At 71.4% G+C, this 21,964-nt stretch carries 21 protein-coding genes and 1 riboswitch; of the genes, 9 read left to right on the forward strand and 12 right to left on the reverse strand.

Annotation, left to right across the window (positions count from 1 at the left end; all coding sequences use genetic code 11):
- Positions 1–264: 264 nt before the first annotated feature.
- The gene (locus tag K377_RS14295) at positions 265–1,596 is read right to left on the reverse strand and encodes an aminotransferase class I/II-fold pyridoxal phosphate-dependent enzyme (RefSeq protein WP_111663672.1); all 1,332 of its coding nucleotides are present in this window, start codon (positions 1,594–1,596) and stop codon (positions 265–267) included.
- A gap of 37 nt (positions 1,597–1,633) precedes the next feature.
- Here K377_RS14295 and K377_RS14300 point away from each other — a divergent pair, with 37 nt between their 5' ends.
- Positions 1,634–2,323, forward strand: a complete 690-nt coding sequence (locus K377_RS14300; protein WP_111663673.1) for a pyridoxamine 5'-phosphate oxidase family protein — start codon at positions 1,634–1,636, stop codon at positions 2,321–2,323.
- A complete protein-coding gene (locus tag K377_RS14305; protein WP_111663674.1) occupies positions 2,323–2,967 on the forward strand; it encodes an FMN-binding negative transcriptional regulator in 645 nt (214 codons plus the stop codon). Before K377_RS14300 ends, K377_RS14305 begins: the two co-directional genes overlap by 1 nt.
- A gap of 10 nt (positions 2,968–2,977) precedes the next feature.
- On the opposite strand, the gene K377_RS14310 is transcribed toward K377_RS14305, so the two are convergent.
- From K377_RS14310 to K377_RS14320, 3 genes are all read right to left on the reverse strand, one after another.
- The gene (locus K377_RS14310; protein WP_111663742.1) at positions 2,978–3,904 is read right to left on the reverse strand and encodes an EamA family transporter; all 927 of its coding nucleotides are present in this window, start codon (positions 3,902–3,904) and stop codon (positions 2,978–2,980) included.
- Positions 3,905–4,193: 289 nt separating this feature from the next.
- Positions 4,194–5,216: a DMT family transporter gene (locus tag K377_RS14315; protein ID WP_111663675.1), complete on the reverse strand. Its 1,023-nt coding sequence runs from the start codon at positions 5,214–5,216 to the stop codon at positions 4,194–4,196.
- A 97-nt stretch (positions 5,217–5,313) separates the two neighbouring features.
- On the reverse strand, positions 5,314–5,826 hold the full coding sequence (locus tag K377_RS14320; RefSeq protein ID WP_258395037.1) for a Clp protease N-terminal domain-containing protein: 513 nt from the start codon (positions 5,824–5,826) through the stop codon (positions 5,314–5,316).
- 199 nt (positions 5,827–6,025) lie between these two features.
- Between K377_RS14320 and K377_RS41350 the strand changes: the two genes are divergently transcribed.
- Both K377_RS41350 and K377_RS14325 read left to right on the forward strand, forming a co-directional pair.
- Positions 6,026–6,214 carry a hypothetical protein gene (locus K377_RS41350; protein WP_146614723.1) on the forward strand — a complete coding sequence of 63 codons (189 nt, stop codon included), beginning with the start codon at positions 6,026–6,028 and terminating at the stop codon, positions 6,212–6,214.
- A 109-nt stretch (positions 6,215–6,323) separates the two neighbouring features.
- Positions 6,324–6,752: an SRPBCC family protein gene (locus tag K377_RS14325; RefSeq protein ID WP_111663677.1), complete on the forward strand. Its 429-nt coding sequence runs from the start codon at positions 6,324–6,326 to the stop codon at positions 6,750–6,752.
- Positions 6,753–6,872: 120 nt separating this feature from the next.
- On the opposite strand, the gene K377_RS14330 is transcribed toward K377_RS14325, so the two are convergent.
- Positions 6,873–7,484, reverse strand: a complete 612-nt coding sequence (locus K377_RS14330) for a PadR family transcriptional regulator (RefSeq protein ID WP_111663678.1) — start codon at positions 7,482–7,484, stop codon at positions 6,873–6,875.
- A 184-nt stretch (positions 7,485–7,668) separates the two neighbouring features.
- On the opposite strand from K377_RS14330, the gene K377_RS14335 reads away from it, so the two are divergent.
- A complete protein-coding gene (locus K377_RS14335) occupies positions 7,669–8,484 on the forward strand; it encodes a PhzF family phenazine biosynthesis protein (RefSeq protein WP_111663679.1) in 816 nt (271 codons plus the stop codon).
- A 12-nt stretch (positions 8,485–8,496) separates the two neighbouring features.
- Here K377_RS14335 and K377_RS14340 read toward each other — a convergent pair whose 3' ends face one another.
- Entirely contained in the window at positions 8,497–9,297 is an 801-nt protein-coding gene (locus K377_RS14340) for a CPBP family intramembrane glutamic endopeptidase (protein WP_111663680.1), read from the reverse strand.
- Between the two features lie 189 nt (positions 9,298–9,486).
- On the opposite strand from K377_RS14340, the gene K377_RS14345 reads away from it, so the two are divergent.
- On the forward strand, positions 9,487–11,259 hold the full coding sequence (locus K377_RS14345) for a substrate-binding domain-containing protein (protein WP_111663681.1): 1,773 nt from the start codon (positions 9,487–9,489) through the stop codon (positions 11,257–11,259).
- Between the two features lie 23 nt (positions 11,260–11,282).
- Here K377_RS14345 and K377_RS14350 read toward each other — a convergent pair whose 3' ends face one another.
- Positions 11,283–12,803, reverse strand: a complete 1,521-nt coding sequence (locus K377_RS14350) for a glutamate-cysteine ligase family protein (protein ID WP_111663682.1) — start codon at positions 12,801–12,803, stop codon at positions 11,283–11,285.
- Positions 12,804–13,334: 531 nt separating this feature from the next.
- On the opposite strand from K377_RS14350, the gene K377_RS14355 reads away from it, so the two are divergent.
- Both K377_RS14355 and K377_RS14360 read left to right on the forward strand, forming a co-directional pair.
- Positions 13,335–13,922: a hypothetical protein gene (locus tag K377_RS14355; RefSeq protein WP_111663683.1), complete on the forward strand. Its 588-nt coding sequence runs from the start codon at positions 13,335–13,337 to the stop codon at positions 13,920–13,922.
- 357 nt (positions 13,923–14,279) lie between these two features.
- Entirely contained in the window at positions 14,280–14,480 is a 201-nt protein-coding gene (locus K377_RS14360; RefSeq protein ID WP_111663743.1) for a DUF5999 family protein, read from the forward strand.
- Positions 14,481–14,635: 155 nt separating this feature from the next.
- On the opposite strand, the gene gcvP is transcribed toward K377_RS14360, so the two are convergent.
- Entirely contained in the window at positions 14,636–17,524 is a 2,889-nt protein-coding gene (gene gcvP, locus K377_RS14365; RefSeq protein WP_111663684.1) for an aminomethyl-transferring glycine dehydrogenase, read from the reverse strand.
- 184 nt (positions 17,525–17,708) lie between these two features.
- Positions 17,709–17,805, reverse strand: a riboswitch (glycine riboswitch).
- A 111-nt stretch (positions 17,806–17,916) separates the two neighbouring features.
- On the opposite strand from gcvP, the gene K377_RS14370 reads away from it, so the two are divergent.
- Positions 17,917–18,294: a PRC-barrel domain-containing protein gene (locus tag K377_RS14370; protein ID WP_111663685.1), complete on the forward strand. Its 378-nt coding sequence runs from the start codon at positions 17,917–17,919 to the stop codon at positions 18,292–18,294.
- A gap of 88 nt (positions 18,295–18,382) precedes the next feature.
- Here the strand turns inward: K377_RS14370 and K377_RS14375 are convergent, their stop codons facing one another.
- The 4 genes from K377_RS14375 to K377_RS14390 form a co-directional block, all read right to left on the reverse strand.
- Positions 18,383–19,777 carry a DNA polymerase IV gene (locus K377_RS14375; protein WP_111663686.1) on the reverse strand — a complete coding sequence of 465 codons (1,395 nt, stop codon included), beginning with the start codon at positions 19,775–19,777 and terminating at the stop codon, positions 18,383–18,385.
- Between the two features lie 46 nt (positions 19,778–19,823).
- Entirely contained in the window at positions 19,824–20,444 is a 621-nt protein-coding gene (locus K377_RS14380) for a MerR family transcriptional regulator (protein ID WP_111663687.1), read from the reverse strand.
- A gap of 206 nt (positions 20,445–20,650) precedes the next feature.
- A complete protein-coding gene (locus K377_RS14385) occupies positions 20,651–21,124 on the reverse strand; it encodes a bifunctional nuclease family protein (RefSeq protein ID WP_005475662.1) in 474 nt (157 codons plus the stop codon).
- 86 nt (positions 21,125–21,210) lie between these two features.
- Positions 21,211–21,942 (reverse strand): MerR family transcriptional regulator, encoded by a 732-nt coding sequence (locus tag K377_RS14390; protein ID WP_111663688.1) that lies wholly within the window; start codon positions 21,940–21,942, stop codon positions 21,211–21,213.
- Positions 21,943–21,964 lie beyond the last annotated feature (22 nt).

The raw sequence follows: 21,964 nt of genomic DNA on the forward strand, positions 1-21,964 counted from the left end.
CCGATGCTAAACGCCCCACCTCAAGCAACGGCCCGCCGTCTTGGGCAATCAGCCGCCACCCCAGCCCCACCCCCGCCGTCCTGGGCAATCTGCCGCCGCCCCAACCCCGCCCGCCGTCTTGGGCAATCTGCCGCCAAGGGCGGCAGGGTGGGCAAGGCGGCCCCCCGGCGCGGGGCGAGCGCCCATCAGGCCCGAGCCCCGGCCCCACCCGCCCAGCACAAACCCCGCCGACCGACACCGACCCCGCCCACCCCACAACCCCGCTCACGCATACCCCCGCCACCCCCCAGGCCGCACCGCATCAGCCACCACCTCGGCAACCCCCGCAACCTCATCCACCCCAACCCGAGAAACAGTGATCCGCACCCCCGGCCCGGCCCCGATACGAAATCGCGCCCCCGGCGCCACCGCCCACCCGGCATGCAACAACCGAGCCACCGCCCCGGTCTCGTCCGGCACGGGCACCCACACATTCATCCCGGAGCGCCCGTACGCCACGACCCCCCGCTCCGCGAGCCCCGCGATCAACGCATCCCGCCGCGCCCCGTACGACGCGGCGACGGCCCGCGCGTCGACGGCCCCGCTCGCCCACAGCCCGGCCACGGCACGCTGGGTGAGCCGGCTGACCCAGCCGGGCCCGAGCCGCTGCCGCCCGCGCACCCGGTCGACGGTGCCGGCGTCACCGGTGAGGACGGCGAGCCGCAGATCGGGCCCGTACGCCTTGGCGACCGAGCGCACGAACGCCCAGCGCCGGGTGACCCCGGCCAGCGGATGCAGCGGCAGATCGACGATGGCGTGCCCGTGATCGTCCTCGACGAGCAGCACGTCCTCGTACCCGGCGAAGACCGCGCGCAGCGCCGCCGCCCGCTCGGCGCTCACGGCGGCCCCGGTCGGATTCTGCGCCCGGCAGGTCACGACGACGGCCCGGGCGCCCTCGCGCAGCGCCCGCTCCACGTCGTCCGGCGACGGACCGTCGTCGTCCACCCCGACCGGCACGATCCGCAGCCCCAGCGCGGGCACGAGGTCGAGCATGCTGCCCCACCCCGGGTCCTCGACGGCGACCGCGTCCCCGGCCTTCAGGTGTACGGCGAGGACCCGCTCGATGGCGTCGAGCGACCCGGACGTCACGGCGATGGGCCCCTCGGGCACCCCGTCCGCGTCGAACGCCGCGCGGGCCGCCCGCACCAGCCCGGGCTCCATCGAGTCGCTGCCGTACAGGACGGGATCGGCGTCACCGGCCGCGGCCGCTTCGGCGAACACCCCGGCCAGCTTCGGCAGCAGCGCGACGTCCGGATTCCCGTCGGAGACGTTCCGCACCCCTGGCGGCACCTCCACGCGGATGCTCTCGCGGGCGGTGATAGCGGGCTTCGGGCGCACCCGGCTGCCGCGCCGCCCGGCCGTCTCGATGACCCCACGCTCGCGCAGGGTCCGGTACGCGGCCGCGACCGTATTGGGATTCACTCCGAGCCGCTCGGCCAACTCCCGCATCGGCGGCAGCAGTTGTCCCGGCTCCAGGCCACCGTCGGCCACCGCCTGCTCGACGCTCGCGGAAATCTCTACTGCGCGACGCCCTCTGATCGGATACTCTCCTAGCACAAACCACAGTTTGCACTAGTGCAATGGAGTTCGCAACATGAGCACGGCCGCCGAGCAGCAGTCGCAGTCCGAGCCCGACGCCTACACCCCCACGGACCGCACCGTCCCCACCCGGTCCAAGGAGCGCGCGTCCTACGACCGCGCCCTTGTGCACGCGATACTCGACGAGGCGTACGTGTGCCATCTCGGCTTCGTGCGCGACGGCGCCCCGGTGGTGCTGCCCACCCTCTACGGCCGGGTCGGCGACCGTCTCTACGTCCACGGCTCGACCGGTTCGCGTCCGCTGCGCATGGCCGGACAGCAGGACCCGGGGCTCGCGGTCTGCCTGACGGTGACGCACGTCGACGGACTGGTCCTGGCCCGCTCGGCGTTCCACCACTCCATCAACTACCGCTCGGTGGTCATCCACGGCACCGCGCACCAGGTCACGGACGCGGACGAGAAGCGGCGCGCGCTCGACGCCCTCGTCGACCACGTCGTCCCCGGCCGGGCCGCCGACTCCCGTCCGGCCAACGCCAAGGAGCTCGCCGCGACCGCCGTGCTCAGCCTCGATCTGGCGGAGGTCTCGGCGAAGGTGCGCACCGGCGGCCCGAACGACGAACCGGAGGACATGGACCTGCCGCACTGGTCGGGCGTGGTCCCGCTCCAGAAGGGCTACGGCCCCCTGGTCCCGTCGCCCGATCTCGCCGCCGGCATCGACGTTCCGGGCTACCTCCGGGAGCTGTGATGCTGATCCACCCCTGGGACGCGGCGCGCGGCGACACCGAGTGGCAGCAGTGGCTGGCCGCGCACGACTTCGGACAGCTCGCAGTCAACGGACTCGCGGGCGAGCCCCCGTTCGTCCAGCCGATGCACTTCGCGTACGAGGCCGGGCGCGGCGAGCACGGTGAGGTCCTGGCCCACCTGGCCCGCCCGAACCCGATGTGGCCCGCGCTGGAGGCCCACCCCGAGGTACTGCTGAGCGTCGTCGACGACTACGCCTTCGTCCAGGGCCCCTGGCAGGCGCTGCCCGGCTCCCCGCCCGAGCACGGCACGCCGACCAGCGTCTACACCGCCGTCCAACTGCGCTGCACCGTGCACGTCGTGGACGACCCGGAGGAGAAGGCCGCGCTGCTCAACCGTCAGGTGGGCCGCTTCCAGCCGCCGGGCATGTCCGCCACCGCCGCCGTCGGCGAGGCACCGTACGGGCGCCTGCTCTCCGGTATCCGGGGTCTCCGGCTCGACGTGACCGACGTCCGCGCCAAGTTCAAGTACGCGGGCCACAAGCCCGAGGAGGTCCAGGACCGGATCGCCCGGGGGCTGGCCGAACGCGGCGATCCCCGTGACGCCGCCGCGCTCGCGGCGCAGGAGCGGCGGCGTCAGGAGGCGTAGCGCCCTGGCGTCAGCGGACCGAGCGGGCCTCCGCGACGGCGAGGCCCGCCACCGCGACCAGCATCAGCGCCGTGCCCGCCACGGTGGCCGGGGTCAGCTCCTCGCCGAGCAGCGTGACGGCGATGGCCGCCGCGCTCACCGGTTCGAGCAGCATGATCACGGACACGGTGGCGGAGCGCACGACGGCGGCGCCGGCGAAGTACAGGCCGTAGGCCAGCGCGGTGGGGATCGACGCCATGTACACCAACAGGGCGAGCACCGTGAAGAGGTGACTCGTGTGCGGGACGAACCCGTCGGCCGCTCCGAACGGCAGCAGCAGGACCGTGGCGACGGCGAAGGTCCCCGCGGTCGTCCCGAGCCCGTCGCCGCTCCGCCCGTCCCGGCCGAACCACCGGGTGAGCAGCGTCATCACGGCGTACCCGGCCGCCGACACCAGCGCCCACAGCACGCCCGCGGGCCGGACCGTCGCGCCTCCGCCGCCCAGGACGAGCACGGCGAGCCCGCCGAGCGCACCGGCGACGGCGAGCAGCCCGCCCCCGCCGAGCCGCTCCCCCATCGTGACCCGTGCGCCCGCCGCGATGAGGACGGGCCCGGCGCCGAGCGTGACGACGGTGCCGACCGCGAGCCCCGTCGCCTCCACGGCGGCGAAGTAGGCGGTCTGGAAGACGGCGAGCGAGAGCCCGAGCACCCCGAGCCGGACGGCCGTCCGCCCCCGCGGTTCCCGTACCGCGGCGCGTGGCGCGGAACCGCGCAGCAGCCGCGCCACGAGCAGCAGCAGGAATCCTCCGGCGCACCGCCAGAACGACAGGGCGCCGACTCCCAGATCGCTCACCCGGAACAGCAGCGAGGCGGCGGCGCCCGCGGTGCCCCAGGCGAGTCCGGCGACGATCAGATGGACGAGGCCGCGGGCGACCGGCAGTCGGCCGGAGGCGGGCAGCGCGGAAACAGCGGGCGCGGCAGAGCCGGCCCGGACAGCATTCGACACGTGGTTCTCCACGGAAGGCGGGCCCCGGAGACGTCACGGGGCCGAAGGACACGGACCGTCGTCGGCGAGCAGCCGTGCCCCCGGTGTCCAGCCGGGAAGAACATCCGCCACCCGCACAGGGCCCGACGAGCCGCCCCGGCGGCGATCACGCGCGTACGCGGATCCGCGGGGTGCCCGGAAGGGGCCCTAGCCGGCGGTCGGCGGCGGAAGAACGAGCCAGTGCGTATGCATGATCGACACCTTAGACAGGGCTCTTGGACGAGGACAACACGGTTTCCGGCTCGACGGCCGCGGGCGGGGCGGCCGTCTTCGACGACTGCGCGATGAACGCCCCGACCAGCACCACGGCGCCCCCGAACAGCTGCGGCGCCGACAGATGCTCCCCGAGCATGATCCAGGCGAGCACGGTCGCGATGACCGCCTCCAGACAGGCCACGACCCCGGCCACCTGCGGCGAGAGCCGCCGCACGGAGACGACGCCGGTGACGTACGCGACGACGGTGGCGAGCAGCACGATCCAGCACAGCAGCAGCCAGGCGGGCACGGCGGTGCCGTTCATGTCGGCGCTGCCCGCGAGGACCGACCAGTCCATGCCCCAGGGCCGGGCGATGACGGTGAGCAGCGCGGCGCCGACCAGCAGCCCGTACGCGATCACGCCGAGCGGATCGGGGACGGACCGCCCGTCCTCGCCCGCGTCGCTGCCCTGGTCGGACAGGACGAAGTAGCCGACCTGGCAGCAGGCGGCGCCGAGCGCGAGCAGCAGCCCGAGCACGTCGAAGCTGAGCCCCGACCACACCTCGACGACACAGGCCAGGCCGCCGACGGCGAGGACCACGCCCAGCGCGGCGGCCCGGGTCACGGGCTTGCGCTGGACGAACCGCACCCAGCCGAGCACCAGCGCGGGCGCCAGATACTCGATGAGCAGGGCGACACCGACGGGGATGCGGGAGAGCGCGGCGAAGTAGCAGGCCTGGACACCGGCGACGGCGAGCAGCCCGAACCCGGCGAGGAGCAGCGGGCGTTCCCGGACGAGCGCGCGGTTGCGCCACGCGACCGGCAGCATGACGAGCGCGGCTCCGGCGACCCGCAGCCACACCACGTGCAGCGAGTCGAGCCCCGCCTCGATCAGCGGCTTGGCCGCGACTCCCGAACCGCCGAAGGCGAGCGCGGAGACCAGGGCGAGCCCGAGACCGAAACCCCGCCCGGCCGACCCCCGGCTCTCCTGTGCCGCCGTGGACCCCTGAGATCCCTGTGACCCGTGCATCGGCACATCATGACAGGGCCGGTCATGACCGTCACCCCTGATGACCCCTGTCTCACGGCGCGGACACCGGTACCCCTCGATACCCGTCCATACCTGGTCAGTTCAGCCGCTGCCGCAGCCCTTCGACGTCCACTCCGACCCGGCCGAGCACTTCCACGGCCCGTGACTCCCCGTCCCCGGCGAGCGCGGCCAGCACGTCGACACCGCGCGCCCGCTCGTCACCGCGCCCCGCGGCCCGCCGGGTGCCCGCCTCCATCGCGGCGGCCGCGGCGGGCGACCAGCCGGGAACGCCGCCGCGCACGACGGGCACGGCTCCGGAGTCCTCGACCGTTCCCTGCCACTGGAGCCCGTAGCCGATGCTGCGCTGCACGAGATAGCCGAGCAGCCGGGCGACCTGCCCGCCGTCGGCAAAGGCCGCGCGCACGTCCGGGTCGGTCTCCAGGAGGGAGTGCAGCAGATGCGCGGAGTCCACCTGCCGGTCCCCGTCCCGCACCGCGCGCCGCCGGGCCCCCGCGACGACCAGGGCCAGCTCGTCGCTGAGCGGGGCGTCGTCGGGATCGGGCGGGAGGTGGCCGCACGCGTCGGCGCCGGAAGGGAAGGAGCTTTGCACGTACCCCACCCCATCAGGCGCGATGCACCGGAGCATCCCCGGAGGGGAGCATCTTCGCGTCCGACGCAAGGTGGGCACGGGCGAGCGACGTCTCCTCCTTGCGGATGACATCGCGGAGTTCTACCCGGAGGGGCGCGAGTCCTTCCGCAGTGCGCCCCGAACGCAACCGCGACCCCCGCGCCGCTCGTCCGTCACAGTCATGGAGAGCAGGTGCTGGCTCGTGGCCCTGCCCGCGACGGACGGCAGGCTCTACGTGTACCGGGTGTACGCGCCGGACGACGCGCTGCCCGCGGACCTGTTCTGGGACGCCTGGCACTGCCACGACGAGGGCCCGCACCCGCGCGCGTACGACCTGTTCGACGCGGCGGAGATCCAGTTGCTGAGCTGAGTGCACGGGCCCCGTATTTCTGACGGTTCATCAGTATTGAATGTTCGAGGCCACCCGGCTACGTTCCGCGACGACGCATCATGGCTCACTACTCGTAAGGGGTGGCCGCATGGCCGAAGTCAGCGCGGAAGCACGCATCGAGGCACCGGCCGAGAAGGTCTGGGCCACGCTCAGCGACCTCTCCGTGTACGGGGAGTGGAACGCCACCCACACCAGTTTCCCGAAGGGACCGCCGACGTCCCTGGAGGTGGGCGGGCAGTTCGAGGAGAACATGAAGCTGATGGGCTTCCCGGCCGAGGTCACCTGGACCGTCGAGGACCTGGCGGACGCCCGCACGCTGGCGATCCGGGGCAAGGGCCCGATGGGCGTGAACGTCGGCACGCGCTACACCCTGACCGCCGACGGCGACGCGACGACGGTCCGCGTCGACGGCGAGTTCACGGGCGCGGCGGTCTCCCTGATGGCGGGCAAGCTGAAGGACTCGGCGACGGCGGCGCTCAACGAGTCGCTGCGCAAGCTGGCCGGCCTGGTGACGTGACGCCGCGTTCCTCCGTACACGTAGGTCCTCCCTACGCACATGAAGAGGCGCCCCGCACATCTCGTACGGGACGCCTCTTCACCTGTCTGTCCCCGGCCTCGGCCTGGGCCCGCACGGGGCTCAGTCCTCGTCGGCGAGGATCAGGTACAGCTTCTTGCGCGCGTCGTTGATGACGGCAAGGGCCTTCTCGCGCTGCCCCTTGCTGCCGGTCTTCCAGACCTGGCCGAACGCCTCCATCAGACCGAAGCCGGCCTGCCGGATCTCGTTCATGGCCTCCCAGTCGACGCCTCGGCCGGCCTCCTCCCAGGGGGCCTCGGGGCCCTCCTCGGCGGCGGTGCGGCCCGCGTCGGTCAGCGAGAAGAGCTTCTTGCCGCCCTCACTGGCGCTGGCGATCAGACCCTCGTCCTCCAGCAGCTGGAGCGTGGGGTAGACGGAGCCGGGGCTCGGCTTCCACGCGCCGCCGCTGCGCTCGGCGATCTCCTGGATCATCTCGTAGCCGTGCATCGAGCGGTCCTTGAGCAGCGCCAGGATCGAGGCGCGCACATCGCCGCGCCGGGCCCGGCCGCGCGGGCCGCCGCCGCGTCCGCCGCGACCGCCCCAGGGGCCACCGGGTCCGGGGCCGAAGCCCGGCCCGAAGGGCCCGAACGCCCGCCGCTCCTCGAATCCGGGCCGGCCTTCGTGACGGCCGGGTCCGTAGTGTCCATGTCCGTGGTCGTGTCCGTGGGTACGCATAGGAATCAGTCCTTTCATAACTGATCGGGGTTTTCGTCGACCGCGACCGTTGAATCACTGACCGATCGCGATGCCTCAACGATATATCGGAAGACTTCGTTTGGCAACAGTCGGCGAGAGCGGCCGTGTCGGCGCAGGTCAGGCGAGGTGCGGTGGCTCGGGGAGGTCCCTTACGGTCGCTGATATGCGCATTCGAATCGTGGACGCCTTCACCTCCCGCCCCTTCGCCGGAAACCCCGCCGGCGTGCTGCTCCTCGACGCCTTCCCCGACGACGTCTGGCTGCAGAACGTGGCGAAGGAGGTCAACCACGCCGAGACGGCCTTCGCGCACCCGCTGCCCGGGGGCGGCGACGCGGACTGGGCGCTGCGCTGGTTCACGCCCGCCACCGAGGTGGCCATGTGCGGTCACGCGACCCTCGCGACGGCGCACGTACTGCACTCGACGGGGACCACGAAGGGCGCGGTCCGGTTCGCCACCCTGAGCGGGGTCCTCGTGGCCACGCCGAACGAGGACGGTTCGCTCACCCTGGACTTCCCGACCGCCCCGCTCACCGAGGAGCCGGTGCCCGAAGGCCTCGCCGAGGCGCTCGGCGCCCGGCCGCTCTCCGTGCGCGACACCGGCCCCTCGGTCGGCGACCTGCTGGTCGAACTCCCCGACGAGGCCACGGTCCTGGGTCTCGCCCCGGACCTCAAGGCGCTCGGCGCGCACTCCGCCCGCGGGGTCATCGCCACCGCTCCCGCGGAGGACCCGGCCAGGGGCTACGACTTCGTGTCCCGCTGCTTCTTCCCAAACGTCGGCGTCGACGAGGACCCGGTGACCGGCAGCGCGCACACCGCGCTCGCCCCGTTCTGGGCCGACCGCCTCGGCCGCTCCGATCTGACGGGCCTCCAGGCCTCGGCCCGCACCGGCCTGGTCAAGGTGTCCCTGCGCGGCGCGCGCACCCTGCTCACGGGATCCGCGGTGACGGTGATCGACGGCGAACTCAACAGCCGTCCCTGAGGCGGACGGCGATCAGGCGGTGGGCAGCCAGTCCACCTTCCCCGCGAGCAGCGCGTAGCCGACGAACGCGCCGACGTCCAGCAGGGTGTGGGCCACGACCAGTGGCCCGACCCTGCCCCACCGCCGGTACAGATACGCGAAGACGACGCCCATCGCGAGGTTCCCGAAGAAGCCGCCGATGCCCTGGTACAGGTGGTACGAGCCGCGCAGCACGGACGACGCGACGAGCGCCGTGCCGGGCGTCCATCCCAACTGGCCCAGCCTGCGCAGCAGATAGCCGACGACGATGACCTCCTCCAGGACGGCGTTCTGCGCCGCCGAGAGGATCAGCACCGGGTACTTCCACCACACGTCGGGCAGCGCCTCGGGCACCACGGTGAGGTTGAACCCGAGCCCCCGGGCCGCCAGATAGAAGGCGATCCCGCAGCTGCCGATCACGGCGGCGATCGCGGCGCCGCGCGCCGAGTCGAACCACGGCCGGGTCCGGTCGAAGCCGATCGTGCGCAGGCTCCCGCCCTCCCGCAGCAGGAGGTGCGCGACGAGCGCGACGGGCACGAGGGCACTGGCGATCCCGAACAATTGCCACGCCAGATCCAGCCATGGACGCCCGGGCGCCGCCGAGGCGTTGAGGGTCGCCGCCTGGTCCTTCAGACCCCCCGGTTTGGTGACCGATCCGACAAAGCTGATCAGCGCGGACACGCCACTCGCACCGAGCGAAAGCCCCAGAACGAGCAGTGTCTCGTCCCGCAGAATTCGCCGTGAAAGCCGCTCGCCGGGAAAAGATCCGGCCACCGACCCTGGTTCCACCTGCACACCTGCCTTAGTTGTGTATTCCCGCCTCATCCCTCACGTCGCCCCGCTAGGGTCTCGAATGCAGGTACGAAGATCGCGCGCGACAGGCCGAGGGGGACGGGGCGCCGCAGTCCGGCGAACCGCTCCCCTTCCTTGCTTCACCGCTTATATCGCAACTGCCTTCAAGGCTCAGGGAGGGGCTCCAACGTCATGGGACGTCACAGCAGCATGCCCGACGCATACGGGACGGCCACGTCCGACCACCGCCCGCGATCGCGCGGCCGCACGGTGGCCATCGCGACGGCGCTGGTCCTCATCGTCGCGGCGGGCACGGCCGTGGCGCTCCGCAGCGACCTGCTCCAGCTGGGCGGCTCCTGTGGAAAAACGGTCCATCTCAGCGTGGCCGCCTCCCCCGACATCGCCCCCGCGCTGCGCGCCGCCGCCACGCACGCCCGGGACCAGGAGCTCACCTCGGACGGCGCCTGCCTGGACGTGGCGGTCTCCGCGCACGACTCGTACAAGGTGGCCGACACCCTGCGCGCCGGAAAGACCAAGGCGGACTTCCAGGTCTGGGTGCCGGACGCGGAGCTGTGGATCAAGCGGGTCGAGCAGAACGACAAGGCCACGAGCGTGTCGACGACGGGCACCGTGGCCACGTCACCGATCGGCGTGGGCATGGTCGCCTCGGCCGCCAAGTCCTTCGGCTTCCCCGACAAGAAGTACAGCTGGACGGAGCTGGCGGGCGCCGCGCTCCAGGAGAACAAGCTCCGTCTGGGCGCCGCCGATCCGGCCCGCAGCGCGACGGGGCTGCTCGCGCTCACCAGACTCGCGGCGGCCTCGGCGACGTCGGGTGACGACGGAACTCAGGCCGCCGGCATGGCGAAGATCCTCTCCCAGCGCACGTCCGACAGCGACGGACAGCTGATGGACACGGTGGCCCGTGACGACTCCGGCACCGAGCGGGGCAACCCGAAGCGCAACGAGGCACTGGTCCTCTCCGAACAGGCCGCCTTCGCGCACAACGCCGAGGTGGGCGACTCCGGCGCCCTCGACCTCTTCTATCCCAAGGACGGCTCGCCGGAGCTGAACTACCCCTTCACGCTGGTCGACGAGTCCTCCCTGAGCACGGAGGAGAGCCGCGCCGCCGTCCGCTTCATGACGCTGCTCAACACCTCCGAGGGCCACCGGATCCTGAGCAAGTACGGATTCCGCGACGAGGACGACTCGGTCGTGACGTCGGTGGCCGAGGGCGCCGGCGGCCGCACACCGCAGCCGTACGCCGACGCCGTCGCGGAACCGGCCACGGACGAGCAGTTGGAACAGACCCTCGGCATGTGGACGATCACGGTGCAGAGCGCCCGCGTCCTCGTGGTCGTGGACGCGTCCGGCTCGATGGCGAACCCGGCGCCGGGCCGCACCGAGTCCCGGATGGAGGTGACCAAGGCCTCGATGCTGGCGGCCCTGTCCACCTCCTTCACCGACGAGGACGACATCGGTCTGTGGGAGTTCTCCACCAAGCTGGACGGCGACCGCGACTACAAGAAGCTGGTCCCGACCGCGCGCCTCGGCGACCGCACCGGCTCCGGCACCCAGCGCGAGCGCCTCTCCGCCGCGTTCGCCGCGCTCCAGCCGGTGCCGGACGGCGCGACGGGCCTGTACGACACGACGCTCGCCGCCTACAAGGACGCCAAGGCGTCGTACAAGAAGGGCAAGTTCAACGCCGTGGTCGTGGTGACCGACGGTGTGAACGAGGACCCCGGCTCGATCTCCCGCAGCAGTCTGGTCCAGCAGTTGCAGTCGCTGACCGACGCCGAGCGGCCCGTGCCGCTGATCGCCATCGCCGTCGGCCCGAACACCGACAAGGACGAGATCGAGCAGATCGCCGAGGCCACCGGCGGCTCGGGCCACCAGGTCCGCGACCCCGCCGACATCCAGCAGGTCATCCTGAAGGCCATCATGGAGGCGGGCGCGCGCACCAACTGAGGCCGCCGGCCGATCGGTGCCGCTCAGCGCAGCGGCACGGCGGGCTCCGGCAGTCCGACGGGCCAGGTGTGGACCGGTTCGCCGAGGAGCATCAGCTCCGCGTACCGGCGGGTGGTCGCCGCGAGCGCCGCGTCCCGGGCGAGGCCGCTCTCCAGCGCCCGGTGGTAGGTCGCCGCCTGCCACTGCGCCCCGTTCGTCCGCAGGCGGCAGCGCTCCTCGATGACCCCCAGGTAGTAGTCCCGGTCGGCGGGTTCGACACCCCACGCGTCGAGCCCGGCGGCCGCGAGCGGCAGCAGCTCGTCCTGGACGAGCGCCACGGCCGCCACCTGCTCGGTGCCGCCGAACCGGCCCCGGCGCGGCCACTCCAGGCGCGCCTCGATCCCGTACCGGCAGGCCGTGTCGAAGTTGCGGGACGCCGCGTCGAAGGAGAGCCGCGACCACACGGGACGCGCGTCCTCGGCGAGCGCCCGTACGACGCCGTAGTAGAAGGCGGCGTTGGCGATGACGTCGGTGACGGTGGGCCCGGCGGGCAGCACCCGGTTCTCCACCCGCAGGTGCGGCACCCCGTCGGCCACCCCGTACACGGGCCGGTTCCACCGGTAGACGGTGCCGTTGTGCAGCACGAGTTCGGCGAGGCTCGGTGTGTCGCCCTTCTCGATGACCTCCAGCGGCCGTTCCTCGTCGAGCAGCGGGAGCAGCGGCGGGAAGTACCGCAGATTCTCCTCGAAGAGGTCGTACGCGGAATCGATCCAGCGCTCCCCGAACCAGGTCCGCGGCCGTACTCCCTGCGCGACGAGTTCCGGCGGCCGGGTGTCCGTCGACTGCTGGAACAACGGCGGCCTCGACTCCCGCCACAGCTCCCGCCCGAACAGGAACGGCGAATTGGCACCGAGTGCAATCTGTACGGCGGCGACCGCCTGCGCCGCGTTCCACACATCGGCGAAACGCCCCGGTGTGACCTGGAGGTGCAGCTGCACCGAGGTGCACGCCGCCTCCGGGGCGATCGACGCGGAGGTGCAGCTCAGCCGCTCGACACCGTCGATGTCGAGGAAGAACTCCTCGCCCCGCGCGGCCACGATCTGGTCGTTGAGCAGGGTGTAGCGGTCGACGTCCGACAGATTCGCGGAGACGAGGTCCTCGGCGCTGAGCGTCGGCAGAATACCGATCATCACGATTCCCGCGGCGACCTCATTGGCTTTGCGGTGCGCATAGCCGAGGCCGGTCCGCAGCTCCTCCGCCAGCTGGTCGAGCACCCGCCCGCCGAGCCGGTGCGGCGCGATATTCACTTCGAGATTGAACATGGCGAGTTCCGTCTGGAAATCGCGGCTCGCGATCCTCTCCAGTACTTCCGCATTCATCATTCTCGGCAGGCCGTCGGGCCCGGCGAGATTCAGCTCGATCTCCAGGCCCATGAGATTCTTGGGCCGGTCGAACCGCTTCTCGTCCAGCAGCCTCTGGAGTCCCTCGAGACACTCCCTGTGCTTGTCCCGGTAGCGCCGCCGATCCGCCATGTCGACCGCACCCGCAACGACCTTCTCCCCCATGGAAGCGTCCCTCCTCGCACGGGCAGCCCGCCCACCCGGCCGTATGTCACGGTGGATGATGCCCAGGCAATGTGATCGATAACGCCCCGCTCGGGCCCGCGGGGCAGTACGCTCCACGCTGTTACCCCGAGGCACATTCCTTAGGCATGCGGCCCCGCGCAGATTCACCGGACAGGGATCTGGTGAAAAACGCCGACGAGAACCGGCCGACCGCTTGACCTAAAGACAGCCAGGTCAGAGTCAGGCCACTCACGGAAACCACGAGAAACGCCCGCAAATTAGCCCGGGAACTGCGGCTGATTAAGTCCTTGCCGACGTCACGGCGTGTGGTAGCCGAAACATCGAGTGAACATACGTCGTATAAACTCCGCGAACGAGACAGAGTGTGGGCGCCCGTGGCCTATGCCCCCGCCCTCTCTGGCCCGCCACGCACCTTCTGTGTACTCACGTGCCCCCAGCAGCAGACAGCGCCGTCCGCTCTCCCGCACCGCCCCCAGCACCATGTGCCTGTCGAATGAGAGGCGACCCACCATGCCGCTGCATGTCCCTCCGGCCCCCGCGCCCGCCCTGCGCACCGTCCTCACGGCTCTCGGCTCCCCCACCGCCGTCCGTGAGGCCCGCACTCCGTCACTGCGTGCCATCCAGGGGCCCGCAAGCCCCGAACTCCCGCTTCCCGTCCATGTCCTGGACCACATCACCGAGAGCACGGGCCCCTCGCGCGCCCGTCTCACCGGCTGGCGTTTCCTGATCCGCTCGGGGGAGCGGGCGGTGGCCGCCGCCGACACCATGCTCACGCCCGACGGCTGGGCCTTCTCGCACTTCTTCGAGGGCCCCTACGTCGCGTCCACCGAGCGCGCCCTGCGCCAGGCGGAGGCCCTGCCCCAGCACTACCAGCCCCGGCTGCTCTCGGTGCCCGAGCTGTACATGCTCACCCTGTGGCTGCACGGGGACCACACCGCCGACGCGGCGACCGGTCATCCGGCGGCCGACGACATCCTGGTCCCGCTCGCGCCGGCCCCGCCCGGCATAGCGGCCCACCGCCCGCACCGCGTCGCCGAGTTGCTGCCGGTCCTCACCCACCGGCTGACGCCCGCGCGCGCCACGACCCTGCTCGCCTGACGCGGCCGGACAGCACATCGCTCGACCCGCCCGAAGACCTGTGCCCCGCACCGCCCGCCGTCCGGTCGCGGGGCACAGCCCTGTCCGTAAGTGTCCGCCCCGCCCGGACTAGCCCCATCCGGCCACCCCGAACCACCCGAAGGGACAGTGCCGTTGAGCTGAACCGTCCGCACGGGTGACGCGTCTCCAACCTGTGAGGACCGCTGCTACGAAATCCCTGCGGATTGACGCCCACAGGGCAACACTGGGTTCCGACCGACTGACAACGGGGGTGCGGCCATGAGCAAGCCTTCACGCCGCAGCACGGACAGCGACACCACCGTCATCGACATCACTACGCAGCGAAAGATCCCATCCATGTGCCAGCACCAGTCACCGTGCCCGACAGCAGACTCCGCGGACCGGGAAGCCGCCCTTCCAGTGGCCCACCACCCGGAGCAGGGCTGGAGCCTTCTGTGCAACGGAGTCCTCCTCTTCGAGGACACCGGTGAACTGCTGCCGAACGGCACCATCATCGCCCCGCACCGCCCACTGGGCCGCGTGGTAACAGCGGCCTAGCACCCCGCCAGGGGCGCGGGAAACTGCGCGACCAGCCACAGACAACGGCTGGCCGCGCACTCACCGAAAGAGCACCAGCGCTTGGCGCCCCGACAGGGGCGCGGGGAACTGCGCGACCAGCCCACCACAAGGGCCGGCCGCGCTCCCCCGTCAGCTCACCCCTCGTAGGCGTCCATAGGCGGGCAGGAACACACCAGGTTCCGGTCACCGAAGGCCTGGTCGATCCGCCGCACCGGCGGCCAGTACTTGTCAGCCGCCACAACCCCCGCCGGGAAAACCCCTTCCTCCCGGCTGTACGCGTGCTCCCACGACGCCCCAAGCATCCCGGCCGTATGCGGCGCATTCCGCAGGGGATTGTCATCCCCCGGCCACTCGCCGGAGGCGACCCGCTCGATCTCCCCCCGGATCGCGATCATGGCGTCGCAGAACCGGTCGAGTTCGATGAGGTCCTCGCTCTCGGTCGGCTCGATCATCAGCGTCCCGGCGACCGGGAACGACATGGTCGGCGCGTGGAACCCGTAGTCGATGAGCCGCTTGGCGATGTCGTCGACGCTGACCCCGGTGGCCTTGCTGACCGGCCGCAGATCGATGATGCACTCGTGCGCGACGAGCCCGCCGGGCCCGGTGTACAGCACCGGGAAGTGCGGTTCGAGCCGCTTGGCGATGTAGTTCGCCGACAGCACGGCCACCTGGGTGGCGCGCTTCAGACCCTCGCCGCCCATGAGCCGCACGTACGCCCAGGAGATCGGCAGGATCCCGGCGGAGCCCCACGGCGCGGCGGAGATCGGCCCGACCCCCGTCTCGGGACCGGCGCTCGGCTGCAGCGGGTGGTTCGGCAGGTACGGCGCGAGGTGCTCGCGCACACCGACCGGACCGACACCCGGGCCACCGCCACCGTGCGGGATGCAGAACGTCTTGTGCAGGTTCAGGTGCGAGACGTCGCCGCCGAAGTGCCCCGGCTTGGCGAGCCCGACGAGGGCGTTGAGGTTGGCGCCGTCCACGTACACCTGGCCGCCGGCGTCGTGCACGGCGGCACAGATGTCGGCGACGTGCTCCTCGAAGACACCGTGCGTCGACGGGTACGTGATCATGAGCACGGCGAGCTGATCGGCGTAGCTCTCGATCTTGGCGCGCAGGTCCTCGACGTCGATCTCGCCGTCGTCGGCGGTCTTGACGACGACGACCTTCATGCCGGCCATGACGGCACTGGCCGCGTTGGTCCCGTGGGCCGAGGACGGGATGAGGCAGACGGTCCGCTGCTCGTCGCCGTTGGCCCGGTGGTAGCCGCGTACGGCGAGCAGCCCGGCGAGTTCGCCCTGCGACCCGGCGTTCGGCTGGAGGGAGACCTTGTCGTAGCCGGTGACCTCGGCGAGCCGCTCCTCCAGCTCACGGATGAGCGTGAGGTAGCCCTGGGCCTGCTCGGCGGGCGCGAAGGGGTGCAGCTGGCCGAACTCGGGCCAGGTGACCGGCTCCATCTCCGTCGTCGCGTTCAGCTTCATCGTGCAGGAGCCGAGCGGGATCATGCCGCGGTCGAGCGCGTAGTCGCGGTCGGCGAGCCGGCGCAGGTAGCGCAGCATCGCGGTCTCGGAGCGGTACTGGTGGAAGACGGGGTGGGTCAGGTACGCGTCGCCGCGCAGCAGCGCGTCCGGCAGCGTGTCCTCGGTCGCGTCGTCCAGCGCCTGGATGTCGGCGCCCTCGACGCCGAAGGTCTCCCAGACGATGCCCAGCTGGGAGCGGGTGGTGGTCTCGTCGCAGGCGACCGAGACGTGGTCGGCGTCGACGAGCCGCAGGTTCACCCCGTTCTCCCGCGCGGCGCTCACCACGGCGGCGGCCCGGCCCGGCACCCGCACGGTGACGGTGTCGAAGTACGCCTGGTGCACGACCTCGACGCCGCCCGCGGTCAGACCGGCGGCCAGCAGGGTGGCGTAGCGGTGGGTGCGCCGGGCGATGGACTTCAGTCCGTCCGGCCCGTGGTAGACGGCGTACATACCGGCCATGACGGCGAGCAGTACCTGCGCGGTGCAGATGTTGCTGGTCGCCTTCTCCCGGCGGATGTGCTGCTCGCGCGTCTGGAGGGCGAGCCGGTACGCCTTGTTCCCGTCGGCGTCGACGGACACTCCGACGAGCCGCCCGGGCAGGGACCGCGCGAACTTCTCCCGTACGGCCATGTATCCGGCGTGCGGTCCGCCGAAGCCCATCGGCACACCGAACCGCTGCGTCGTGCCGACGGCGATGTCCGCGCCCAGCTCACCGGGCGAGGTCAGCAGCGTCAGAGCGAGCAGGTCGGCGGCGACGGTGACGATCGCGCCCAGCTCGTGCGCCTGGTCGACGACGGGCTTGATGTCCCGAACGGCGCCGGAGGCACCCGGGTACTGCACGAGCACGCCCACGACACCGCGCTCGGCGACCTCGCTCGGGATCCCGTCGCTCAGGTCGGCGACGACGATCTCCACCCCGGTCGGCTCGGCGCGGGTCTGGATGACGGCGACGGTCTGCGGCAGCGCGTCGGCGTCGACGACGTACACGCCGTTCTTGACCTTGCCGATGCGCCGCGACAGCGCCATGGCCTCGGCGGCGGCCGTGCCCTCGTCGAGCAGGGAGGCGCCGGAGGTCGGCAGGCCGGTCAGCTCGGCGACCATGGTTTGGAAGTTGAGCAGTGCCTCCAGGCGGCCCTGCGAGATCTCCGGCTGGTACGGCGTGTAGGCCGTGTACCAGGAAGGATTCTCCATGACGTTGCGCAGGATGACGGGCGGCGTGAACGTCCCGTAGTAGCCCAGCCCGATCATGGATCCGAGGACCTGGTTGCGATCGGCGAGGGAGCGCAGCTCGGCGAGCACCTCGGCCTCGGTGCGGGCCGCGGGCAGCTCCAGCGCCTCGGCGCTCTTGATCACGTCCGGCACCGCGGCCGCCGTCAGCTCGTCGAGCGAGCCGTAGCCGACCTGCGCGAGCATCTTGGCCTGGGCGGCGTCGTCGGGACCGATGTGACGCTGCTCGAAGGGGATTCCCTGCTCCAGCTGCGCGAGCGGAATGCGGTTGGCTGTCATGGCGGAGGCCTCCTGGTCACTGCGACCTGCGAGGGGCACCACGGCGCTGGTGCCCGGACGGCCTCCCCCTCTGTCATCTCAACCTGAGAGCTTCACCGGCCGCCCCGCACGATCACGAGGGCACACCGGCTTTCACCGTCGGTGAGGGCGGGAACGTGCACCCCGCCCTGCTTTCCAGAGTGACCTCGTCCGTGCGGTACGGGGGCCTGAGAGATTCCGGGGAGGATTTGCTCCTTCGGCGCCCTCCGACGACAGTCGGAGGACTCTCCCGCACGGGGTCAGCAGCCGCTTGCCAGCCTACCAGCGGCGACTTGAGCCCCTCTCGAGTGGCCGCCTCCCCCAATGTGCTCTTTCGTAGTGCTTACAGACGAGTTGCGACAGCTGGAGGGCCCGTGCAGACCGACATCGATCCGCGCAACCTGATCGGCCGCAAGGCGCTCGACCGCAACGGGACGAAGATCGGCACCATCGACGAGGTCTACCTCGACGACGCCACGGGCGTTCCGGAGTGGGCGGCCATACGGACCGGCCTGTTCAGCCGGGACGCCTTCGTCCCCCTGGAGCCGAGCGAACTGGTGGACGGCACCCTGCACGTCCCCTTCGAACGCTCCCTGATCAAGGACGCCCCCGACTTCGGCGTGGGCCGCCACCTCTCCCCCGAACAGGAACTCCAGCTCTACCACCACTACGGCCTGGACATCACGGCCCCGGACACCCAGGACATGACGTTCGGCCACATCGCCGGCACCCCGGACCCAGAAGCCCCGTAAGGGTCGCGGGAAACCGCGCGAGAAGCCCCGTGAGGGGCGCGGGGAACTGCGCGACCAGCCACAACGAACGCGCACCCGCCCCCACACCTCACCCGGCAGACGCCGATCGCACGCCCCCCTCGACAAGCGGCAACGGATCAGCGGCCTCCAGCAACGGATCATCGACAGAGAACGTCCGCACGCGTCCCGGCTCAACGGAGTAGGGCGTCTCGAACCGCACGGTGACCCGCCCGAGCCCACTCCCCTGCACCCACCCGGCCCCGAACTCGGTATGCCGCACATCGTGCCCCGCCATCCACCGCCGAGCGGCCGGCTCCTCAGGGACGCCGTCCCCCACGGTCGCTTCGGCAACCGCCACCTCCTCGACGGCCCCCGTAGCCCCTGCTGCCTCCTCCTCCGAGGCGGCAGCGGCGGCGGCCTGCGCGAACAGATCCTCCTGCGTGAAGTCGGCGAGCCCGGTGACCCCGACCCCGAGCAGCCGCACGCCCCCGGTGGTGTCCACCCCCTCGAGCAGCCGCGCGGCAGCCTCCCGCACCACCCCCGGGTCGTCGGTCGGCCCGCGCAACGTCTCGGACCGCGTCAAGGTCGAGAAGTCGTACCTGCGCACCTTCAGCACCACGGTCCGCCCCGACCTCCCGGCACCCCGCAGCCGCTCCACACACCGGTCGGCGAGCCGCTGCACCTCCATGCGCACCCGCACCCGGTCATGGATGTCGACGTCGTACGTGTCCTCGACGGAGACGGACTTGGAGTCCCGCTCCGCGACGACCGGCCGCTCGTCCCGCGCGAGCGCCATCGCGTACAGATGGCTTCCGTGGGCCTTGCCCAGCATCCGTACGAGCTCGTCCTCGCCGGCTTCGGCGATCTCCTCGACGGTGTTGATCCCGGCCCGGCGCAGATGGTCCCCGGTGGCCGGTCCGACGCCCGGCAGGATCCGTACGGACTTCGGCCCGAGCAACTCCCGCTCGGTGCCCGGCGGTATCAGCAGCAGCCCGTCCGGCTTGGCCTCCTCGGAGGCGATCTTGGCGAGCATCTTGGAGACGGCGAGCCCCACGGATCCGCTCAGCCCGGTCACCCGTCGGATGTCACCGCGCAACTTCAGCCCCACGGCTTCCGCGGAACGGGCGTCCCAGGCCCTCTCACCGGCCTCCAGATCGACGAACGCCTCGTCGAGGCTCAGGGGCTCCACCAGCGGCGAAAGCTCCCGCAGAAGGGCCATCACCTGCTCGCTGATCTCCCGGTAGAGCCGGAACCGGGGCACGAGGTACGCGGCGTTCGGCGCGAGCCGCCGCGCCTGCCCCATCGGCATCGCCGAGTGCACCCCGAACCTGCGTGCTTCGTACGAGGCGGTGGCCACGACCCCGCGCGGCCCGAGCCCGCCCACGACGACCGCTTTCCCGCGCAGGCTGGGCTTCGCCGCCTGCTCCGCGGAGGCGTAGAAGGCATCCATGTCGAGATGCAGAATCGTCGGTGCGGTTCTCACACCACCGATGCTGCCCTACGCCACTGACAACGCGGCCGCACGACGGTCACACGGCCCGGTTGCGCCGCCTCGCCAGCTCGTCCGCGGGATTGGTCCTGACGATGGTCTCGCCGGTGTCCACCCGCTCCCCGTGCAGCTGGGACAGCGCGCTCTCCACGTCCCGCCAGACGACCCCCACGGCGATGCCGAAGATCCCCTGCCCGCCCTGGAGCAGATCGTGGACCTCGTCCGGCGACGTGCACTCGTACACGGTGGCGCCGTCGCTCATCAGGGTCATGCGCTCCAGGTCCCGGAAACCCCGCTCCCGCAGGTGCTGCACCGCGGTCCGGATGTTCTGCAGGGAGACCCCTGTGTCGAGGAACCGCTTCACGACCTTCAGGACGACGACGTCCCGGAAGCTGTAGAGCCGCTGGGTCCCCGACCCGTACGCGGGCCGCACACTGGGCTCGACCAGGCCGGTCCTGGCCCAGTAGTCGAGCTGCCGATAGGTGATTCCGGCCGCCGCACACGCGGTCGGTCCCCGGTATCCGATCTCCTCGGAAGCCGCGTCGCCGTCCGCCCCCACCGCCGCAGGCACTGCCTGCGGGCGCTGCGGAGTGTGATCGGCCGCGCTGCCGTGAAACGTGTACGGACCGCCCGTAGCCGTACCGTCGCCGCTGCTTCTCACGCCGACCTCCTCTTATGACCTGCCTTCACGACGGTAGGCAGTCACTGGGGGTGCGTCAACGAACGCCACACTCGCCACGCCGAGTGATAATCACCCTAAGAGTGGTTTCCCGTACCCCACCGCGGGGAAAGGCTAGCCGAATGCGCCGAGGCGGCCGCCCTCGGGCGACCGCCTCTCTTCACGACCCGCGCGTCACTATCCGCCGGTCACTGACTGTTCGTCCCGAAATCTTCGGGCGAGATCTGGTCGAGGAACTCGCGGAACTTCTCCACTTCGTCCTCCTGCTCGTCCGGAATCGCGATCCCGGCGTCGTCGAGGACACCGTCACTGCCGAAGATCGGCGTTCCGGTGCGCAGGGCGAGGGCTATGGCGTCCGACGGGCGGGCACTGACCTCCACCCCGCTCGCGAACACCAGCTCCGCGTAGAAGACGCCTTCCCGCAGGTCCGTGATGCGTACTTCCGTGAGCTCCTGCCCGACCGCCTCCAGCACGTCCTTGAACAGGTCGTGCGTCAGAGGACGCGCGGGGGCCATGCCCTGCTGAGCGAAGGCGATGGCCGTCGCCTCCCCCGGTCCGATCCAGATGGGGAGGTAGCGGTCGCCTCCCACTTCACGCAGGAGCACGATCGGCTGGTTGGAGGGCATTTCGACCCGGACACCTACGACGTCGAGCTCGTTCACACAGCAACCCTAGGACGTGCCCGGCAGGTTTGGGTAGTCGGGCATGCGCCGCATGCCGGGCCGGCGGCGCTCACCCGCCCCTGCGATCAGGGAAGACGCACCCCGAGAGCGGTCTGCACAAGTGCCGCGTGCAGCTTCACCGTGAGCCCCGCGAGCTCCTTGGCGCGCGCCTGCGCGAGCGTCCTGGTCTGCGGGTTGCGGTGCACCTTCAACGGTGCGACGACGGAGTCCACCAGGCCCGCCTCGCGGTCCGCGGCGGCCCGCATGACCCGCAGGTGGCGCGGGCCGATGCCGAACCGGCCCAGCTCGCCGACCAGCTCGGCGACCAGGACCGCCGAGGCGTCGTAGCCACCGTCGGGCAGCTGGGCGATGAGCCCGTAGGACTCCCACTCGTCGAGCTCCGCCTCGTCGATCCCGACAGCGGCGAGCAGCTCCTCCCGGCCGACGCGGGCGGCGGTCGGAACCTCGCTCTCCTCCGCGACCGCGTCACCGGGCCGCCCCGGCGCGGGCACGGGCAGGGACTCGCCCCGCTCCAGGGCGTCGAGCTGCTCCTTGATGACCTTCAGCGGCAGGTAGTGGTCCCGCTGCATCCGCAGGACGTGGGCGAGTCGCTCGACGTCCTCCGGGCTGAACTTGCGGTAGCCCGAGGGCGTCCGCTGCGGCTCGATGAGCCCCTCCGACTCCAGGAAACGGATCTTGGAGATCGTGACTTCGGGAAACTCGTCGCGCAGCACGTTCAGTACGGTGCCGATGCTCATCAGCCGACTGTCCGCAGTGGCGGTGCCGCTGCCGGCACCGCCCCTCGGTGTGTGAAGCATGGACCTTCCTGACGGTTCGCTG

It is taken from the genome of Streptomyces sp. PsTaAH-137, from assembly GCF_003259365.1.
Taxonomy (GTDB): Bacteria; Actinomycetota; Actinomycetes; order Streptomycetales; family Streptomycetaceae; genus Streptomyces.

Bases quoted from the DNA above. Each gene is read 5' to 3' on its own strand.
- K377_RS14300 (WP_111663673.1), top strand. From the start codon at position 1,634: ATGAGCACGGCCGCCGAGCAGCAGTCGCAGTCCGAGCCCGACGCCTAC.
- K377_RS14305 (WP_111663674.1), top strand. From the start codon at position 2,323: ATGCTGATCCACCCCTGGGACGCGGCGCGCGGCGACACCGAGTGGCAG.
- K377_RS14315 (WP_111663675.1), bottom strand. From the start codon at position 5,216: ATGCACGGGTCACAGGGATCTCAGGGGTCCACGGCGGCACAGGAGAGC.
- K377_RS41350 (WP_146614723.1), top strand. From the start codon at position 6,026: ATGGAGAGCAGGTGCTGGCTCGTGGCCCTGCCCGCGACGGACGGCAGG.
- K377_RS14325 (WP_111663677.1), top strand. From the start codon at position 6,324: ATGGCCGAAGTCAGCGCGGAAGCACGCATCGAGGCACCGGCCGAGAAG.
- K377_RS14330 (WP_111663678.1), bottom strand. From the start codon at position 7,484: ATGCGTACCCACGGACACGACCACGGACATGGACACTACGGACCCGGC.
- K377_RS14335 (WP_111663679.1), top strand. From the start codon at position 7,669: ATGCGCATTCGAATCGTGGACGCCTTCACCTCCCGCCCCTTCGCCGGA.
- K377_RS14345 (WP_111663681.1), top strand. From the start codon at position 9,487: ATGGGACGTCACAGCAGCATGCCCGACGCATACGGGACGGCCACGTCC.
- K377_RS14350 (WP_111663682.1), bottom strand. From the start codon at position 12,803: ATGGGGGAGAAGGTCGTTGCGGGTGCGGTCGACATGGCGGATCGGCGG.
- K377_RS14355 (WP_111663683.1), top strand. From the start codon at position 13,335: ATGCCGCTGCATGTCCCTCCGGCCCCCGCGCCCGCCCTGCGCACCGTC.
- K377_RS14360 (WP_111663743.1), top strand. From the start codon at position 14,280: ATGTGCCAGCACCAGTCACCGTGCCCGACAGCAGACTCCGCGGACCGG.
- gcvP (WP_111663684.1), bottom strand. From the start codon at position 17,524: ATGACAGCCAACCGCATTCCGCTCGCGCAGCTGGAGCAGGGAATCCCC.
- K377_RS14390 (WP_111663688.1), bottom strand. From the start codon at position 21,942: ATGCTTCACACACCGAGGGGCGGTGCCGGCAGCGGCACCGCCACTGCG.